The sequence below is a fragment of the Geomonas paludis genome (genome assembly GCF_014193585.1).
GTDB classification, from domain to species: Bacteria; Desulfobacterota; Desulfuromonadia; order Geobacterales; family Geobacteraceae; genus Geomonas; species Geomonas paludis.
Window position 1 is genome coordinate 771,045 of the sequence record NZ_BLXY01000001.1, and the last position, 15,229, is coordinate 786,273.

19 protein-coding genes and 1 riboswitch are annotated in these 15,229 nt (G+C 62.9%); of the genes, 7 read left to right on the plus strand and 12 right to left on the minus strand.

Going from position 1 to position 15,229, the window contains the following annotated elements:
* Positions 1-247: 247 nt before the first annotated feature.
* The 3 genes from H7687_RS03060 (at position 248) to H7687_RS03070 (ending at position 3,691) form a co-directional block, all read left to right on the plus strand.
* Positions 248-1,180 carry a polysaccharide deacetylase family protein gene (locus H7687_RS03060; protein WP_183344977.1) on the plus strand — a complete coding sequence of 311 codons (933 nt, stop codon included), beginning with the start codon at positions 248-250 and terminating at the stop codon, positions 1,178-1,180.
* A gap of 53 nt (positions 1,181-1,233) precedes the next feature.
* Positions 1,234-2,271, plus strand: a complete 1,038-nt coding sequence (locus H7687_RS03065; RefSeq protein ID WP_183344979.1) for an endonuclease/exonuclease/phosphatase family protein — start codon at positions 1,234-1,236, stop codon at positions 2,269-2,271.
* Between the two features lie 217 nt (positions 2,272-2,488).
* Positions 2,489-3,691, plus strand: coding sequence for an acetate kinase (locus tag H7687_RS03070; RefSeq protein WP_183344981.1), 1,203 nt, complete (start codon positions 2,489-2,491; stop codon positions 3,689-3,691).
* Between the two features lie 134 nt (positions 3,692-3,825).
* Here H7687_RS03070 and metX read toward each other — a convergent pair whose 3' ends face one another.
* The 5 genes from metX to H7687_RS03095 all read right to left on the minus strand — a co-directional run bounded on the left by metX (position 3,826) and on the right by H7687_RS03095 (position 8,974).
* On the minus strand, positions 3,826-4,929 hold the full coding sequence (gene metX / locus H7687_RS03075) for a homoserine O-acetyltransferase MetX (protein WP_183344983.1): 1,104 nt from the start codon (positions 4,927-4,929) through the stop codon (positions 3,826-3,828).
* 99 nt (positions 4,930-5,028) lie between these two features.
* Positions 5,029-5,127, minus strand: a riboswitch (SAM riboswitch).
* An 87-nt stretch (positions 5,128-5,214) separates the two neighbouring features.
* Positions 5,215-5,385, minus strand: coding sequence for a hypothetical protein (locus tag H7687_RS03080; RefSeq protein ID WP_183344985.1), 171 nt, complete (start codon positions 5,383-5,385; stop codon positions 5,215-5,217).
* Positions 5,382-6,245 carry an NAD(P)-dependent oxidoreductase gene (locus H7687_RS03085; protein ID WP_183344987.1) on the minus strand — a complete coding sequence of 288 codons (864 nt, stop codon included), beginning with the start codon at positions 6,243-6,245 and terminating at the stop codon, positions 5,382-5,384. Before H7687_RS03085 ends, H7687_RS03080 begins: the two co-directional genes overlap by 4 nt.
* A 111-nt stretch (positions 6,246-6,356) precedes the next feature.
* Entirely contained in the window at positions 6,357-8,120 is a 1,764-nt protein-coding gene (gene pabB, locus H7687_RS03090) for an aminodeoxychorismate synthase component I (RefSeq protein WP_183344988.1), read from the minus strand.
* Complete coding sequence (locus tag H7687_RS03095; RefSeq protein ID WP_183344989.1) at positions 8,117-8,974, minus strand: TIGR02757 family protein; 858 nt, start codon at positions 8,972-8,974, stop codon at positions 8,117-8,119. The genes pabB and H7687_RS03095 overlap by 4 nt, the downstream gene beginning before the upstream one ends.
* 113 nt (positions 8,975-9,087) lie before the next feature.
* Between H7687_RS03095 and H7687_RS03100 the strand changes: the two genes are divergently transcribed.
* Complete coding sequence (locus H7687_RS03100) at positions 9,088-9,459, plus strand: pyridoxamine 5'-phosphate oxidase family protein (protein ID WP_183344991.1); 372 nt, start codon at positions 9,088-9,090, stop codon at positions 9,457-9,459.
* Position 9,460: 1 nt separating this feature from the next.
* Here the strand turns inward: H7687_RS03100 and dtd are convergent, their stop codons facing one another.
* The 5 genes from dtd to dapF form a co-directional block, all read right to left on the minus strand.
* A complete protein-coding gene (gene dtd, locus H7687_RS03105; RefSeq protein ID WP_183344993.1) occupies positions 9,461-9,910 on the minus strand; it encodes a D-aminoacyl-tRNA deacylase in 450 nt (149 codons plus the stop codon).
* On the minus strand, positions 9,907-10,425 hold the full coding sequence (locus H7687_RS03110; protein ID WP_183344995.1) for an O-acetyl-ADP-ribose deacetylase: 519 nt from the start codon (positions 10,423-10,425) through the stop codon (positions 9,907-9,909). The genes dtd and H7687_RS03110 overlap by 4 nt, the downstream gene beginning before the upstream one ends.
* Before the next feature lie 24 nt (positions 10,426-10,449).
* Positions 10,450-11,301 carry a deoxyribonuclease IV gene (locus H7687_RS03115; protein ID WP_183344997.1) on the minus strand — a complete coding sequence of 284 codons (852 nt, stop codon included), beginning with the start codon at positions 11,299-11,301 and terminating at the stop codon, positions 10,450-10,452.
* The gene (locus H7687_RS03120; RefSeq protein WP_183344999.1) at positions 11,301-11,738 is read right to left on the minus strand and encodes an HIT family protein; all 438 of its coding nucleotides are present in this window, start codon (positions 11,736-11,738) and stop codon (positions 11,301-11,303) included. The genes H7687_RS03115 and H7687_RS03120 overlap by 1 nt, the downstream gene beginning before the upstream one ends.
* A 101-nt stretch (positions 11,739-11,839) precedes the next feature.
* Positions 11,840-12,679: a diaminopimelate epimerase gene (gene dapF / locus H7687_RS03125; protein WP_183345000.1), complete on the minus strand. Its 840-nt coding sequence runs from the start codon at positions 12,677-12,679 to the stop codon at positions 11,840-11,842.
* A 134-nt stretch (positions 12,680-12,813) separates the two neighbouring features.
* On the opposite strand from dapF, the gene H7687_RS03130 reads away from it, so the two are divergent.
* From H7687_RS03130 to larE, 3 genes are all read left to right on the plus strand, one after another.
* Positions 12,814-13,023: a hypothetical protein gene (locus H7687_RS03130; protein WP_183345002.1), complete on the plus strand. Its 210-nt coding sequence runs from the start codon at positions 12,814-12,816 to the stop codon at positions 13,021-13,023.
* Between the two features lie 111 nt (positions 13,024-13,134).
* Entirely contained in the window at positions 13,135-13,593 is a 459-nt protein-coding gene (locus tag H7687_RS03135) for an RrF2 family transcriptional regulator (protein WP_183345005.1), read from the plus strand.
* A gap of 98 nt (positions 13,594-13,691) precedes the next feature.
* The gene (larE, locus tag H7687_RS03140; protein WP_183345014.1) at positions 13,692-14,498 is read left to right on the plus strand and encodes an ATP-dependent sacrificial sulfur transferase LarE; all 807 of its coding nucleotides are present in this window, start codon (positions 13,692-13,694) and stop codon (positions 14,496-14,498) included.
* 3 nt (positions 14,499-14,501) lie between these two features.
* On the opposite strand, the gene H7687_RS03145 is transcribed toward larE, so the two are convergent.
* Together H7687_RS03145 and H7687_RS03150 are read right to left on the minus strand one after the other, a co-directional pair.
* Positions 14,502-14,924 (minus strand): Hsp20/alpha crystallin family protein, encoded by a 423-nt coding sequence (locus H7687_RS03145; protein ID WP_183345016.1) that lies wholly within the window; start codon positions 14,922-14,924, stop codon positions 14,502-14,504.
* 104 nt (positions 14,925-15,028) lie between these two features.
* Positions 15,029-15,202, minus strand: a complete 174-nt coding sequence (locus H7687_RS03150) for a hypothetical protein (RefSeq protein ID WP_183345018.1) — start codon at positions 15,200-15,202, stop codon at positions 15,029-15,031.
* Positions 15,203-15,229: the final 27 nt, after the last annotated feature.

Consider the following 15,229-nt stretch of genomic DNA (forward strand, 5'->3'; position numbering starts at 1 on the left):
TCCGGGGGGAGGTGGGGCCTGCCCCGCGGATGGCAAAACATATCATATCCTCCCGCAACTGTCTCGGTGAAAAGCGGCCGGTGAGGGGGGTGGCGACCCCTGCTATCTGCTTGCATTGCGCGCCGCTTTGGATATATTTTGTATTTATGTTTCCTAATTAATTTACATTTTTGAATAATTGCCCCCGGCACCGACAACCCACCGGCCCGACTGAAACGAGGCCTGTGCGACATGCAAAGGAGAAGTCATGAAGCCCTTCATCGAAGAGGCCCTCGCACGCGCTTATTACCGGGTGAAGCCTTGGATGTCACGTCGGTTTCAGATCATGCTGCGCAGCGCAGTGGCAAAATACAAACGCTATATATTTCAAAATGTCTGGCCCATAGATCCGGAAGCCGGCGCGACGCCTCCAGGCTTTCCGGGGTGGCCGCAAGGAAGACGCTTTTCCGTGGTGCTGACCCATGATGTGGACACGGCCCGCGGTGTGGCACGGTGTGAACAGTTGATGGCCCTCGAGCAGGAACTCGGCTTTCGCTCGTCGTTCAATTTCGTCGCGTATGACTACCATCTCCCCCCCGCTTTGCGTAACAAGCTGGTCAGCCACGGGTTCGAGGTGGGGGTGCACGGCCTGGAGCATAACAGGAAGCTCTACGAGTCGGCCGAGTCCTTTGAGCGGCATGCCGTGCAGATCAATAACTACCTGAAGGAGTGGGGCGCGGTCGGCTTCCGCTCCCCGTGTGTCTACCACAACTTCGAATGGCTGCACCAACTGGATATCATCTACGAGGCGTCGGCTTTCGACACCGACCCCTTCGAGCCGCAGTCCGATGGGCTGAAAACCATCTTCCCGGTGCAGCAGAACAAGGTCCCGGGGAGGGAGTACGTGGTGCTTCCCTACACGCTCCCCCAGGATTTCACCATGTTCATCCTGTTTCGGGAGAAGGACATCTCGATCTGGAAGGAGAAGCTGCGCTGGATCGCCGAGCACGGCGGCATGGCCCTGCTCATCACCCACCCCGACTACATGAGTTTCGACGGCAACATCGGTTACGATGAATACCCTCACGAACTGTACCGGGACCTGCTGGACCATATCAGGACCGAATACGAAGGGCAGTACTGGCACCAGCTCCCTCAAGAGGTGGCCTGTTTCTGGAACAAGAGCATGTGCAAGCTTTGAAGCGAGGCAGGTGGCGCCGGCGGGGCAGCCCGCGGCGCCAAGGGAGGCAGCGGATGAGTATGTTCAACTGGCTCCTCGGACTGAACGCGGCCTACATCCTGTTGCTGGCCGCAATAACCATTCTCAACTGGGCCGGCCCGGACCGCTTCTGGGTCGGCGCCCTCAATTTCTACCTTCCCCAACTGATCTGGGCGATCCCGGGCCTGCTGCTGGCCCTGGCCGCCTGCCGCAGCAGCAAGATTCTGGTGTGGGTGCCACTACTGGGAGTCCTGTGGGTTTTGGGACCGATCATGGACTGGCACTGGGCACCGCACAAGGCCTGGGCCGATTCACCGCAGACGCTGCGGGTGATGACCTGGAACGTCAAGTACGGCAAGCGCGACCTGATGCCGCTGATCGAGGAACTGGCCAGGAGCCGCCCCGACATCATCCTGTTCCAGGACGCGGTCGATGCCGGGGACGGGCCTCTCGCGGATTACCTGGAGGGCTGGCAGATGTACAACGAAGGTCAGTACCTGGTCGCCAGCAGGTTCCCCATCTCCGATGTCGAAGTGCATGATCTCCCCTACCATGAGAGGAAGGGGGAATCCTTCCTGCGCTGCCGGGTGCGGGTCGGCTCCCGGGACATCTCCCTGTACAACCTCCATCTCAAGACCCCCAGGAGAGGGCTGAACGCATTCCGCAAAGCGCGCCGGGGCGCCTGGTACATCCCCAAGGCCATCGACCGCTTCGAAGCCAACGTGGACACGCGCCTCAGGCAGGCACGGGCGGTGTCCGGGTACCTGGCGCAGGAAAAGGGGGAGGTGATCGTCGCGGGCGACTTCAACTCGCCGGACCACTCGCTGGTCTGTGAGACGCTGCGGGAAGCCGGGCTGGCGGACGCCTTCGCACAGGGGGGGAGGGGGTACGGCTACACCTACGGGCACTTCCTGCTCAAGAACAAGGTGCCCTGGGTGAGGGCATCCTGGATGCGCATCGACCACATCATGACCACCCCCGGGATCAAGGCCCAGCGCTGCTGGGTGGGGACCCGCAGGGCCTCCGATCACCGTCCCGTCATCGCTGACTTCATCCTCAGTGATTCCCGTTAGTTCCCTTTTGTCATACCCGTTACTGTTTGCACTTTTCAACAGATAGTGCTAGTTATGGACGTTCGTCAATGCGAGACCGTGAAGACCGCGGCATCCCACCGATCATACTCTCCACACGTATCGTAGCTGACATCCCGGTACCACTTCCGGTGATACGCAAATAGCAGCGGGCACGGCTGAACTTTCTCTTCCCCTGCCCGGATCGGAGTTTCGCAGCATGCTGATCCTCACCCTTAACTGCCGGAGATTCTCGGCGCAGTACCAACTCTACAACTGGGGCGACCAGGCCGTCATGGCCACCGGCATGGTGGAAAGGATCGTGGTAGGGGACTCCTTCCTGACCCACCGTGTTCCCGGCGCCGACGCCAAGCACCTGGATGGGGAGTGCGCGGACCACAAGGATGCGCTGCGGCTGATCCTGGACACGCTGGTGGGGGAAGGGTTGATCGGCGCGGTAACCGATATCAAGGCCATAGGGCACCGCGTGGTGCACGGGGGAGAGCGCTTCACCAAGTCGGTGCTGATCGACGAGGACGTGGTGGAGGCGATCAGGGAGGTGGCGACACTGGCGCCGCTGCACAACACCCCCAACCTCGCCGGCATCCGTGCCGCGCAGGAACTCCTCCCGGAACTGCCCCAGGTCGCCATCTTCGACACCGCCTTCCATCAGACCATGCCCGAGCCCGCCTACATGTACCCGCTGCCCTACGAGTGGTACCAAAAGCACGGTGTCAGGCGCTACGGCTTCCACGGCCAGTCCCACCTCCATGCCGCCCGGCGCGGGGCCGAGCTGGCCGGCGTGCCGCTCGACACCGCCAACCTGGTCACCATCCACACCGGCAACGGCGTCTCGCTCTGCGCGGTGAGAGACGGCGTATCGGTCGATACCAGCATGGGGCTCACCCCGCTCGAAGGGGTCATGATGGGGACCCGCTGCGGCGACATCGATGCCGGCATCATCCCGTTCATGGTGAACGAGGCCGGTGTGTCGGCAACCGAGCTCGACCTGTTCCTGAACCAGAAGAGCGGCCTGGCCGGCATCGTGGGGCGCCGGGTCAGCCGTCGGACCGTGGTCGACGAGGCGGTCGTGGGCGATCCCCGCTGCCAGCTTGCCCTCGACATGGAGGCCTACCGGTTGAGGAAGTACCTCGGCGCCTACATCGCCGTCACCGGCAGGCCCGACGCCATCGTCTTCACCTACGGCGAAGGGTGGGAGGACTGGCCCGTGCGTGGCATGGCACTCCAGGAGATGAGCCAGTTCGGCATCGAGGTGGACCTGAAGCGGGACGAAGAGGCGCTCAAGGGGGGTAGGGAGATGCAGATCAGCGCGGACCACTCCCCGGTCAAGGTGTTCGTCATTCCGAGCGGCGAGGACATGGTGCTCAACGAGGACGTCGCCGCCATCATGGGGTGGCAGTAGCGGCAAGTCTGTGAAAAGAAACGACGAAGGGCGGATGATTGCATGATCATCCGCCCTTTTTTTATTGTGTGTCCCCTCTCCCTCCGGGAGAGGGTGCCCGAAGGGCGGGTGAGGGCGTTGCTACGAAAGCAAGGTCAGAACTTGATCCCGTCCAGGAAGGTCTGCACCATGGGCGTGAAGGTCTGGTGTTCGAGCAGGAAGGCGTCGTGGCCGTAGGCGGAGGTGATCAGGTGGTACTCCACCGGCTTGCCCAGCTTCCGGAGCGAGACCGCCATCTCCTCGGTCTGAGCCGGCGGGTAGAGCCAGTCGGAGGTGAAGGCGAAGAACTGGATCGGCGCCTGCACCGGTTCGAAGGCCTCTTCCAGTGACTCGCACCCGGCGGCGACGTCGTAGAGGTCGAGGGCCTTGGCGAGGTACAGGAAGGAGTTGGCGTCGAAGCGGTCCACGAAGTTGTAGCCGTTGTAGTTGAGGTAACGCTCCACCTCGAACTGGCCGAAGAAGTCGAACTGGCCGTCGCGGGCCGAGAAGCGGCGCCCGAACTTGGCGGTCATCGATTCATCGGAGAGGAAGGTGATGTGGCCGATGCCGCGGGCCAGCGCCAGTCCGTCCTTGGGGTTCTTGCGGTACTCCCCCTTCTTCCAGGTGGGGTCGTTGAAGATGGCCCAGCGCGCCACCGCGTTGAGCGAGATGGCCTGCGCCGACGGGCGCGGCGTGGTCGCCAGCACCACTGCAGAAGCTACCCGGTCCGGGTACTGCGTCGCCCACTCCAGCGCCTGCATCCCTCCCATGCTGCCGCCCAGCACGCAGAAGAGCTTCTTGATGCCGAGCCGGTCCATGAGCAGCGCCTGGGCCTTGACCATGTCCCGCACGGTGATCACCGGGAAGGCGAGGTTGTAGCGCTTGCCGGTCTTCGGGTTGATGGAGGTCGGGCCGGTGGAGCCGAAGCAGGAACCGATGACGTTGGAGCAGATGACGAAGTAGCGGTCGGTGTCCAGCAGGCAGCCCGGCCCCACGATGTCGTCCCACCAGCCGGCCCGCTTCTCGTCCTCGCTGTAGCGGCCGGCCAGATGGGCGCTCCCGGTCCAGGCGTGGGTCACCAGGATGGCGTTGGAGCGGTCCTCATTGAGGGTGCCGTAGGTTTCGTAGGCGATATCGATCGGCCCGAGGATACGGCCGCTCTCAAGGCGCAGTTCGGTGTCGAAGGTGGCGATCTGTTCAGTCACAATGCCGTAGGACATGTCTCTCTCGTACTTTCGGGTGCCGGCGGGCGGCACGAAAAAAGCCCCGTCTCGGTGTGAGAAGGGGCTTTTCGGGTGTGACAATAACTAAAAGCGCCTTTCTCATCTTCGCCTTTCGGCAGGATTTAGCACCTGTCGCCCAATGGGCCGGTTGCTGTGGCTTCGCAGGGCCTTTCCCTCCACCACTCTAGATAAGCAGGTCTTTCTATTCAATTTTCGGTGCAGAATAAGGGAGCCGTCGTTATTTGTCAACGGCAAACTGAGACACAGGTTCACCACCCCCTGCTACAGCTCCCGCCGGTATTTCACCAGGAGGTACAGACAGACTGCACCCGCCACGAACATCCCGATGTCGCGCGGCCAGGGAACCGGCTTGTCCAGTCCGGACTGAATCAACGGGTCCAGCAGGGCGCTGGTCAAAAGTCCTACCGCGGCAAACGAGAGCAGCTGCTTCACGAGGTGATGGCCTTCAGTACGGCGCAGAAGTCGCGGTCGGCAAGACCCATCCCTTTTGCCCTCTTGAAGCTCTCATTGGCGGCAGCGGCGGAGGCCAGGGGCTGGTTCAGGGCGTCGCCCAGGGCGACAGCCAGGCGCATGTCCTTCTGCATGTGCTTGAGCGGAAAGGCGGGATCGAACATCCCCTGCGTCATCTGGGCCCCCTTCAGCTTGAACATCGGGTTGGCCAGGGCGCCGGAGTCGAGCACGTCCAGGAGGTCCGCGCTGGCAAGGCCCGCTTTCTCCGCCAGTGCCAAGCCTTCGCAGAAGATGGTCATCATCCCTCCCATCACCATGTTGACGATGAGCTTCATCTCAGCGCCGCGCCCGACGTCGCCCAGGAAGAGACTTTTCTTCCCCATCTTCTCGAAGAGCGGCATGGTCTTGTCGAAGAGGCCGTGGTCGCCGGCGGCGAGGATGATCAGGGTGCCGTCCTCGGCCGGCTTCTTGCTCCCCGACACGGGCGCTTCCAGGAACCTTCCTCCCTTGGCGGTGACTGCCGTGGAGATCTCCTGGGCGGTAGCGGCATCGACGGTGGACATGTCCACGTAGCCGCGCCCCGCGCCGATTCCTTCCAGCGCGCCCTGCGGGCCGAAGCATACCTCACGGGCCGCAGCCGGGTCGGCCAGCATGGCGATGGTGATGGCGCAGGAGGAGGTGACCTCAGCCGGGGTCGCCGCGACGGCTGCCCCGAGCGCCGCGAACTCCTCGCACTTGGCCTGCGACCGGTTCCAGACCTTGACCTTGAAGCCTGCCTTGATGAGATTCTTGGCCATGGCGCTTCCCATGATGCCCAGGCCTAAAAAGCCGTATGTCTCCATGTGTATCCTCCTTCTTACATGTGATGTAGCCAGAATAGTATCGTCAGTCCATTCCCCTCCCCCCGGAGGGGGGAGGTTGGGAGGGGGGAGCTTCAGTACAGTGCCCCCTCCCTAACCCTCCCCCTCCGGGGGAGGGAACTTGCCGGCATCAGCCTCTCGATCCAACAGCCTCGCCTGCCGCCACCCGCGCACCGAGTTTACCAGAAAAACCGCTTCGGCCCGTGCCAGGTCCTCCCTTTTCAGGGCCCTCTCCTCTATCGTCCCCTGGGCCAGCAACTCCTCGCGCAGGGTGCCGGGGAGGAGGCCGCAGCCAAGAGGCGGGGTGCATTTCCTGCCGTCGATGACGGCGACCAGGTTGCTGTAGGCTCCTTCAGTCAGTTCGCCGCGTTCGTTCTCGAAGATCACCTCGTCCAGTTCCGGCCGCGCGGCAAGCTCCTGGTGGAACAGGTCCCGTCGGCTGGTCTTGTGGTAGAGGAAGAGATCCACCGAGTTGACCGGCTGCCGCGCGAAGGCGGCCTTCGCTTCCAACGTCGCATCGGGTAGCGGCGCCGCTTCGCAGCTGAGGCGCCCGTCGTTGAAGAGCAGCAGACGCACCTTGTACCGGGTTGAAGGGAGGAGATCGGCCGCGGTCTCTTGCAAGGCCCGCAGGGCGGCGCCTTCATCAAGGGGGAAGGAGAAGTAGCGGGCTGAGCGCTGCAACCGATCCAGGTGCCGCTCCAGCAGGAAGTATCCCCGCTCGTCGTGCAGCAGCGATTCGATCAGGTGAAATTCCGGGCGCTGTTCCTCAATGAAGGCACGCTTGTCCAGGCACTCCTGGTATTCCGCCTCCGGCTGGGAATCGTAGGTGATACCGCTGCCGATGCCGATCTCGCCCCGGCCGGTCCCGCAGTCGACGACGGCGGTCCGGATGGCTACGCTGAACTGCGCGTCGCCGCCGGGGGAAAAATAGCCGAGGCAGCCGGTGTAGAGGCCGCGCGGGTCCTGCTCCAGTTCAGCGATAATCTCCATGCTGCGCCTCTTGGGAGCGCCGGTCACCGAGCCGCAGGGGAACAGGGCCTGGAACAGTTCCAGCGGTGTTATCCCTTCCCGTACGCGCGACTCTATGGTGGAAGTCATCTGGTGAACCGTCGGATGGCTCTCCACGTCGAAGAGCGAGTTCACCCGGACCGAGCCGGTCTCAGAGACCATCCCCATGTCGTTGCGCAGCAGGTCGACGATCATGAGATTCTCCGCCACTTCCTTCGCGCTTTGCCGGAGCTGTTCTTTCCGGGCCAGGTCTTCTTCATACCAGCGGCCGCGCGGGGCGGTCCCCTTCATGGGGCGGGTGACCAGCCGCCCGCCGGATAGGGAGAAGAACAACTCGGGGGATGCCGAGAGCACGCGCCATCTGCCGCACTCGAGGTAGCAGTTGTAGGGGGTGGGCTGGTTGCGGTTGAGCGCGCTGAAGAAGGAGCGGGAGCAGCCGGTGAAGGCGAAGCGCTGCCGCATGGTGTAGTTGACCTGGTAGCTGTCCCCGGCGGCGATCAGGGCACGGATCTCCTGCACACAGTCGCGATACGCCTCCCACCCCGGGAGGGTCTGCCAATCGGAGCAGCGGAAGGGCTCGTCATACTGCGGGAAGGCCTGGGGGACACGGTCGGTGAACAGCCCGAACCACAGCAGCGGCATCGGGTGTGGCGCGCACGTGGTGAGTGCGTCGTTAAGTGCGCCCGCCGCCTCGTAGCAGACAAACCCCGCGGCATGGAGCCCCGCAGCCAGTTGCCGCTGCAGTTCCGCGAAGGCCGGGAGCACCTCTTCCGGCGTCAGGGCGACGATCTCGCCGACCTGGCCGGTGAAGGCGAAGCCATGCAGGTATGCCGGGAAGGGGTGCGTCAAACGGGGCCCGCCGCGCAGATGTCGCCGATCGGGCAGGCGGCGCACTTCAGGTGGTCCTTGCCGTCGCAACCTTCCGAGATCCCGAGGTGGCAGATGGCGAAGTCGTACTTCACCGGGTCGGCCGGGTCGAGCTGCCGCAGCGCCCGGGTGATCTCGCAGGCCATGCGCCAGTCCGCCTGCCTGCGGCTGGTGAAGCCGAGGAAGCGGCAGATGCGCTGGATGTGGGCATCCACCGGGATGACCAGCTGCGCCGGGGAGATGCCCTGCCAGATGCCGAGGTCGATGCCGTCGGCGGGGCGCACCATCCACCTGAGATACATGCAGAGCCGCTTGCAGGCGCTCCCCGAGGCGGGGGAGGGGAAGAAGAACGGGAAGTAGGAGTCCGCGGGGACGCCGCCGGGGCCGAACACGGGGGAGAGGTCGAGACTTTTCACGGCCTCGGAAAAACCGGAGAGGGGCCCGGTCAGGTCCTCGTCCGCCGGGGTGTAAAAGCGCAAGAGCCACTTCTCGATGGAACCCGCTTCCTCGATCATGATCCGGGCGGCAAGGAGCAGGGCGCAGAGGTCGCGGGCGTCGTTGAAGCGGTGCTTGAAACCGGCGAAGTCGCGGCTTCCTTGCCGCGGGTCGAAGCGCTCCACGAAGCGGCGTGGTGAGGTCCCCATGACATCGAAGATGACCGCCAGGTTCTTCTTGATGATCTTCACGTTGCCGTAGGCAAACGACGACGCCACCAGCCCCGCGACCTCCTGGTCCCGGGGATCCCGGTAGCGGTGGCAAAACGAGAGCGGGTCGTTGGCCAGGTGAGCCTGGGAGCGGTTCTGGTACAGTGCTTCGAGTATCGTTTTCAGCTCCACGTGCCCTTCCTTCGCTGCGTCCGCCCTGGTGTCGGCGCGGTAGACAATCGGTTCGAGCCTGCTAGATTATCATAGTTGCTTCATCAGCTTAAAGAGAAAAGGGGGCGGAACACATGAAGCTTGCTGAACTGTTTCCGGAAGGGGGGCGCGGCATTTTGGGCACCGCCGACGCGAACGGCGTGGTCAATCTCGCCGTCTTCGCCATCCCGCACGTGGTCGACGACCAGACCCTGGCCTGGGGATTCGGCGACGGGCGCAGCATCGCCAACTTGAGGCAAAACCCGCACGCCAGCTACCTCTACCTGGCGCCGTCGCGAGGCTACAGCGGCTGGAGGCTGACCCTTAGCATGATCGAGGAACAGGGGGAGGGGGAACTGCTGGGTGAGATCAAGGAGCGGACCGCGCTGGTGGCAAGCCCGCAGGCAAGCGCCGCGGTTTCCCGCGTCGTTTTTTTCAAGGTCGACGAGGTCCGGCCCCTCATGTGAATCAGCGGTTAGGCGGGGTCTCCAGGACGAAGGTCACCGGTCCGTCGTTCACCAGCGACACCTCCATGTCGGCCTGGAAGATCCCGCTTTGCACCGGCACCCCGAGCTCCCAGACCTGACCCATGAAGTAGCTGTACAGCTTGTTGGCCTCCTCCGGGGCGGCAGCGGTGTCGAACGAGGGGCGCCTCCCTTTGGAGCAGTTGCCCGCCAGGGTGAACTGGGACACCGCCAGCATCTCCCCCTTGATGTCGGGCAGGGCCAGGTTCATCTTCCCCTGGTCGTCACAGAAGATCCTCAGGTTGACGATCTTCTCCGCCATCCAGTCCGCCTGTTTGCAGGTATCGCCGATCTCCACGCCGAGCAGCACCAGGATCCCGGGACCGATCTCCCCGACCACTTTTCCCGCCACCGTCACGCTGGCTTTCTTGACCCGCTGGATTACCGCCTTCACGCCACAACCTCCTGCATCGTTTCCCGATAAATGTCCGCGTCCTCGGCGGAAAATGCCGTAAATATGATCTTTCGGAGTTCCGGGCAGCTGGCCAGTGCCGCCTTGGCCTCTTCCAGCGCGATGCGGCAGGCCGGGCGCTTGGGGTAGCCGTAGACGCCGGTGCTGATGGCGGGGAAGGCGATACTGGTGAGCCCGTTTTCGTGTGCCAGCCGGAAACAGTTGCGGTAGCAGGAGCGGAGCTGTTCCGCTTCACCCCGGCCGCCGCCGTGCCAGACCGGCCCCACGGTGTGGATCACGTGCTGCGCCGGGAGCCGGTATCCGCCGGTGATCTTCGCCTCTCCGGTGGGGCATCCCCCGAGGGTGCGGCACTCGGCGAGCAGTTCCGGGCCCGCCGCCCGGTGAATGGCGCCGTCCACCCCGCCCCCGCCCAAAAGCGAGCTGTTGGCAGCGTTGACGATGGCGTCCACCGTCACCTTGGTGATATCTCCCTGTACGATCTCGATTTTGTCGCGCATGCCGCACCTCCTGCCGGTGCCGGATCAGCCTTCGATCAGGCTCCGCAAAAGTTTCAGGTTCACCGCGTCCATCTCGTCCTCGTCCCCTTTGGGCGTTTCGATCACCTTGGGGACCAGGGCGAAGTGCGGGTCGTTCAGGATGAAGCGGAAGGGCTCCAGCCCGAGCGTGCCGGCGCCGATGTGCTCGTGGCGGTCCACCTTGCAGCCGAGCCCCTTCTTGGAGTCGTTCAAGTGGAAGGCCATCAGCCGGTCGATGCCGAGCAGGGCGTCGAATTCGTCGAAGGTCCTGCGGTAGCCGTCGTGGTCGGCAATGGGATAGCCGGAGGCGAAGGCGTGGCAGGTGTCGAAGCAGACGCCGAAGCGGGTCGGGTCGGAGCAGCCGGTCACGATCGCCTTCAGGTGCTCGAACTTGTAGCCCAGGTTGCTCCCCTGGCCGGCGGTGTTTTCCAGCAGCACCTTGCCGGTGAACTGCGGCACCTCGCCGAAGAGCTGGTCGAAGGCCTCGCAGACGCGCCGGATGCCGACCTCCTCGCCGTCGCCGTTGTGCGAGCCCGGGTGCATGACCACCTTGTCGATGCCCAGCTTGGCGCAGCGCTCCAGTTCCTCCCGGAAGGCGATCAGGCTCTTGTCCTTCACGTCGCCGGGGGCTGCTGCCAGGTTGATCAGGTAGATGTCATGGCTCATGACGCTCTTCATGCCGCTGGCCGCGAACTTGTCCCGGAACAGCTTGGCGTCGGCGTCGGAAATCGCCTTGCCGCGCCACTGGTTCGAGTTCTGGGTGAAGACCTGGATGACACCGCAGCCGGAGGCGACCCCGCGGTCGACGGCGTTGTGGATCCCTCCCGAAATGGAGACGTGCGCGCCCAGAAGATCCATTACGCCCTCCCCTTGATGCCCAGTTTGCCGAGGTGGGTCCTGATCAGCTCGGTCCTGGCCTGGTACTCCTCGCTTTTCAGGATCAGCTCCTGGTGCGGCTCGCTCCAGTGCGGGCGCGGCCAAAGCGCGTCGGACGAGCGGCGCGGCACCACGTGCCAGTGCATGTGCGGCGCCATGTTGCCGAGCAGCTCATAGTTGATCTTGTCCGGGCTGAAGGCGTTGTAGAGGGCTTCAGCCACGGCGCAGACCTCCGCCATCACGCCGTTGCGCACCGTCTCGGAGAGGTGGAACAGTTCGGTGACGTGGTCCTTGGTATAGACGAAGCAGTACCCGGCGAAGAACTGGTCCCGGTTCAGGGAAACCATGGTGTGTTCCAGCTCGATGACGCGCTGGTCCACATCGTCCTGCCACTTGGTGCAGATGGGGCATGAGTTCACGAAAAGCTCCTAAAGGCAGATGAAATTAAGCAGATTGAGATTAAGACTAAGATTGAGACTTCACCTTAATCTTAATCTCAGTCTTAATCTCAATCTTAATCTTAATCTATGTTTATCTCGCCGCTGAAGACCTCGACCGCCGGGCCAGTCATGTAGATGTTGCCGTCCTCGCTCCACTCCATTTCGAGGTCGCCGCCGGTCAGGTGGTTCAGGATCTTCTTCTCGGTCAGGCCGTTCAGCACGCAGGCTGCGGTGACCGCGCTGGAGCCGGTGCCGCAGGCGAGTGTCTCGCCGGCGCCGCGCTCCCAGGTGCGCTGGCGCACTTCGGTGCGCGAGATCACCTGCACGAACTCGACGTTGGTGCGGCGCGGGAACAGCTCGTGGTTCTCGATTAGCGGCCCGTACTTCGCCACCTCGAAGTTGTCGACGTCATCGACGAAAATGACGCAGTGGGGATTCCCCATCGAGGCGCAGGTGATGTTGAAGGTGGAGTGCAGGATGTTGAGCGGTTCGCTAATCACCTTCTCTTCAGGATTCCCGACCATCGGGATCTCCTTGCGGATGAGGCGGGGCGGTCCCATGTTGACCCGCACTTTCTCCACCTTGCCGTCGGCGCCGGTAAAAAGCTGGAGGGTGAGGATCCCGGCGCCGGTCTCGGCGGTGATCTCCTTCTTGGCGACGATGCCGTGGTCGTAGGCGTACTTGGCGACGCAGCGGATGCCGTTACCGCACATCTCGCTCTCGGAGCCGTCGGAGTTGAACATGCGCATCCTGACGTCGGCCACCTCGCTGGGCATGATCAGGATCAAGCCGTCGGAGCCGATGCCGAAGTTGCGGTTGGACACCTTGACGGCCACGGCGGCGGGGTCCTGCACGGTTGCTTCGAAACAGTTGACGTAGACGTAGTCGTTGCCGGCACCCTGCATCTTTGTGAATTTCATAGAGAAAGACCCCCAAGGAAAGTATCTACTGTAAATAACAAAAACCGTGTGCGGCAACAAGCTAAAACCGGAGTTGCTTGACCGGAGCGTATACTTTTCAGTAGTATCATGAGAAAAAAAGGCTGGGAGGCTTAATGGAAATCAAGAACAAAATGTGGATGAACGGCAACCTGGAGTGGTACGCCTACATCGGCGACGCCGAGGTTTTCCTGGGGAGCCGCGAGGTTCCGACGCCGCTGGAAGAAGGGGACAAGTGGACCAACATGTACGGCGACGTGTTCCAGGTCATCGACGGCGCCATCACCCTGGTGGAGCGGGTCGAGCCGCCGCAGCGGTACTGGTGATATGGCGCAGGTCCGCAGTGGTAAATGCGGACATGCAATTCTTTATATTCTTGACATGAAAAATGTGGTATTGTATCCTCGCTTAACCATTAAACAGCGGGAGATACAGACATGAGACTTTCCACCAAGAGCCGTTACGGCTTGAGGGCTCTTTTCGACATCGCCTACAACGCCGGGTCCCAGCCGGCGCAGATCCAGGACATCTCGCGGCGCCAGGACATCTCGCCCCGCTACCTCGAGCAGATCTTCCAGGGCCTGAAAAAGCACGGCATCCTGAAGAGCAAGCGCGGCCCCCAGGGGGGATACTGCCTCGCCAAGAGCCCCGAGGACATCACGGTGCGCGCCGTCATCGAGGCGACCGAGGGGGATACCCTGATTGTCGACTGCGCCGGGAGGAAAAAGGGGGAGTGCGGCTTCGACGGGAGCTGTGTGACCCAGACGGTCTGGGAGGAGTCCAACTCCAGGCTGAACGAGTTCTTCGAGTCGATCACCCTGAAGACCCTCTGCGAGCGGGGTGAGGCGCTGGGCATCAAGCGGGAGCAGGATCACCGCTTCATGTACTTCATCTAAGTCGGCAGGCAGCTTTACATACCAAAACGACTGCAGCCGCGGCGGCTCCAACGGCTGTTACGTGTGGGGTGTCCCCGGGCGCGGTCCCGCGAGGCCCCATGGCATCACCCCGGCAAAAATACACCAAACTGCAAGAGATCCTGCGCGAGATGGGGACCGTCCTGGTTGCCTTCTCGGGCGGGGTCGATTCCACCTTCCTGCTCAAGGCGGCCATCGATACCCTCGGGACCGAAAAGGTCCTCGCCGTCACCGCCACCTCACCCACCTACCCGGAAAGTGAACTGAACGAGGCGAAGCGGCTGGCCGCGTCCCTCGGCGCCACCCAGCTCCTGGTCGAGTCCAACGAACTGGAAATCCCCGGTTTCAGCCACAACCCCAAGGACCGCTGCTACCACTGCAAGAGCGAACTGTTCCGGATCTGCAGCGACAAGGCGCGCGAGCTTGGCTTCGCCTTCGTCGCCGACGGCAGCAACACCGACGACCTCGGGGATTACCGCCCCGGGCGGGTGGCCGCTTGCGAGTTGAAGGTGCGCTCGCCGCTGCTGGAGGCCGAACTGGCCAAAGGGGACATCAGGGAGCTGTCGCGCGAGATGGGGCTCCCCACCTGGGACAAGCAGGCCTATGCCTGCCTGGCCAGCCGTTTTCCTTACGGCACCGAAATCACGGAGCAGAGGCTGAACCAGGTGGAGCGTTGCGAAGAATTTCTCAAGGGGGAAGGGTTCCGGGTGTACCGGGTGCGCTTCCACCAGGAGAGCGCGCGCATCGAACTCTCCGAGGCGGAGCTGGGGCGGATGCTGGAGCCGGGCCTGCGCCAGCGCACCCTGGACTTCTTCCGGCAGGCCGGCTTCACGTACGTGTCGCTCGACCTGCAGGGGTACCGCACCGGCAGCATGAACGAGGGGTAAGCCTCAGCCGACCTCGACGGTGATGGTCTTGGGGATGACGATGGTGAGGACGCCGCAGTCGCAGCTCGCGTTGAAACCCGCGGCATCGAAGTCGGGGGGGACGGCGAAGCTCCTCTGGAAGGGGCCGAAGTAGCGCTCGATGCGGTGGAAGTTCTCCTTCCTGATCTCCTCGGTGTGCTTTCGTTCCCCCTTGATGGTCAGGGTGTGGTCCTCGGCCCTGATCTCGATGTCGGAGAGGTCCAGGTCGGGCAGTTCCACCTTGATGGTGACCGCCGCGTTGCTCTCGTAGACGTCGGCCGGCGGGTGCCAGACCCCCTCCCTGATCTCCTCGCCGATTTCGCGGGTCCAGGCCAGGTCCAGCAGCCGGTTCATCTTGTCCTGCATGCTTCGTAGTTCGCTGAGCGGGTTGTACCTGACGATTGCCATCTTCTCCCTCCGCTGGTGCGCCACCGGGCGCGTATTGGTAGGCAAAATTTAAGGGGAGGGAGCCGTTTCCTCAAGCCCCCTCCCCGTTGTTTCCTTCTCCTGGTTTAAATCCGCTTCCCTTTGGGTACAGTGTGCTTCAATTTTTTGGAGCCGTCGTAGAGGTGTTGTTTCACCAACTCCCTTTGTGCCTTCAAGTCCTTTTTCTCGTAGTCCATTGCCAGGTTGATTTCCATCCGCTGTGCCAATTCGTCGATGGTTTTTTCTTCGTCTCGTGCCATGCTGGCTCCCCTTTTACCTGGTTGTTA

Bases quoted from the DNA above. Each gene is read 5' to 3' on its own strand.
- metX (WP_183344983.1), bottom strand. From the start codon at position 4,929: ATGTCCTACGGCATTGTGACTGAACAGATCGCCACCTTCGACACCGAA.
- H7687_RS03150 (WP_183345018.1), bottom strand. From the start codon at position 15,202: ATGGCACGAGACGAAGAAAAAACCATCGACGAATTGGCACAGCGGATG.
- larE (WP_183345014.1), top strand. From the start codon at position 13,692: ATGGCATCACCCCGGCAAAAATACACCAAACTGCAAGAGATCCTGCGC.
- H7687_RS03130 (WP_183345002.1), top strand. From the start codon at position 12,814: ATGGAAATCAAGAACAAAATGTGGATGAACGGCAACCTGGAGTGGTAC.
- H7687_RS03145 (WP_183345016.1), bottom strand. From the start codon at position 14,924: ATGGCAATCGTCAGGTACAACCCGCTCAGCGAACTACGAAGCATGCAG.
- dapF (WP_183345000.1), bottom strand. From the start codon at position 12,679: ATGAAATTCACAAAGATGCAGGGTGCCGGCAACGACTACGTCTACGTC.
- H7687_RS03070 (WP_183344981.1), top strand. From the start codon at position 2,489: ATGCTGATCCTCACCCTTAACTGCCGGAGATTCTCGGCGCAGTACCAA.
- H7687_RS03115 (WP_183344997.1), bottom strand. From the start codon at position 11,301: ATGGATCTTCTGGGCGCGCACGTCTCCATTTCGGGAGGGATCCACAAC.
- H7687_RS03110 (WP_183344995.1), bottom strand. From the start codon at position 10,425: ATGCGCGACAAAATCGAGATCGTACAGGGAGATATCACCAAGGTGACG.
- H7687_RS03060 (WP_183344977.1), top strand. From the start codon at position 248: ATGAAGCCCTTCATCGAAGAGGCCCTCGCACGCGCTTATTACCGGGTG.
- H7687_RS03065 (WP_183344979.1), top strand. From the start codon at position 1,234: ATGAGTATGTTCAACTGGCTCCTCGGACTGAACGCGGCCTACATCCTG.
- H7687_RS03085 (WP_183344987.1), bottom strand. From the start codon at position 6,245: ATGGAGACATACGGCTTTTTAGGCCTGGGCATCATGGGAAGCGCCATG.
- H7687_RS03135 (WP_183345005.1), top strand. From the start codon at position 13,135: ATGAGACTTTCCACCAAGAGCCGTTACGGCTTGAGGGCTCTTTTCGAC.
- H7687_RS03100 (WP_183344991.1), top strand. From the start codon at position 9,088: ATGAAGCTTGCTGAACTGTTTCCGGAAGGGGGGCGCGGCATTTTGGGC.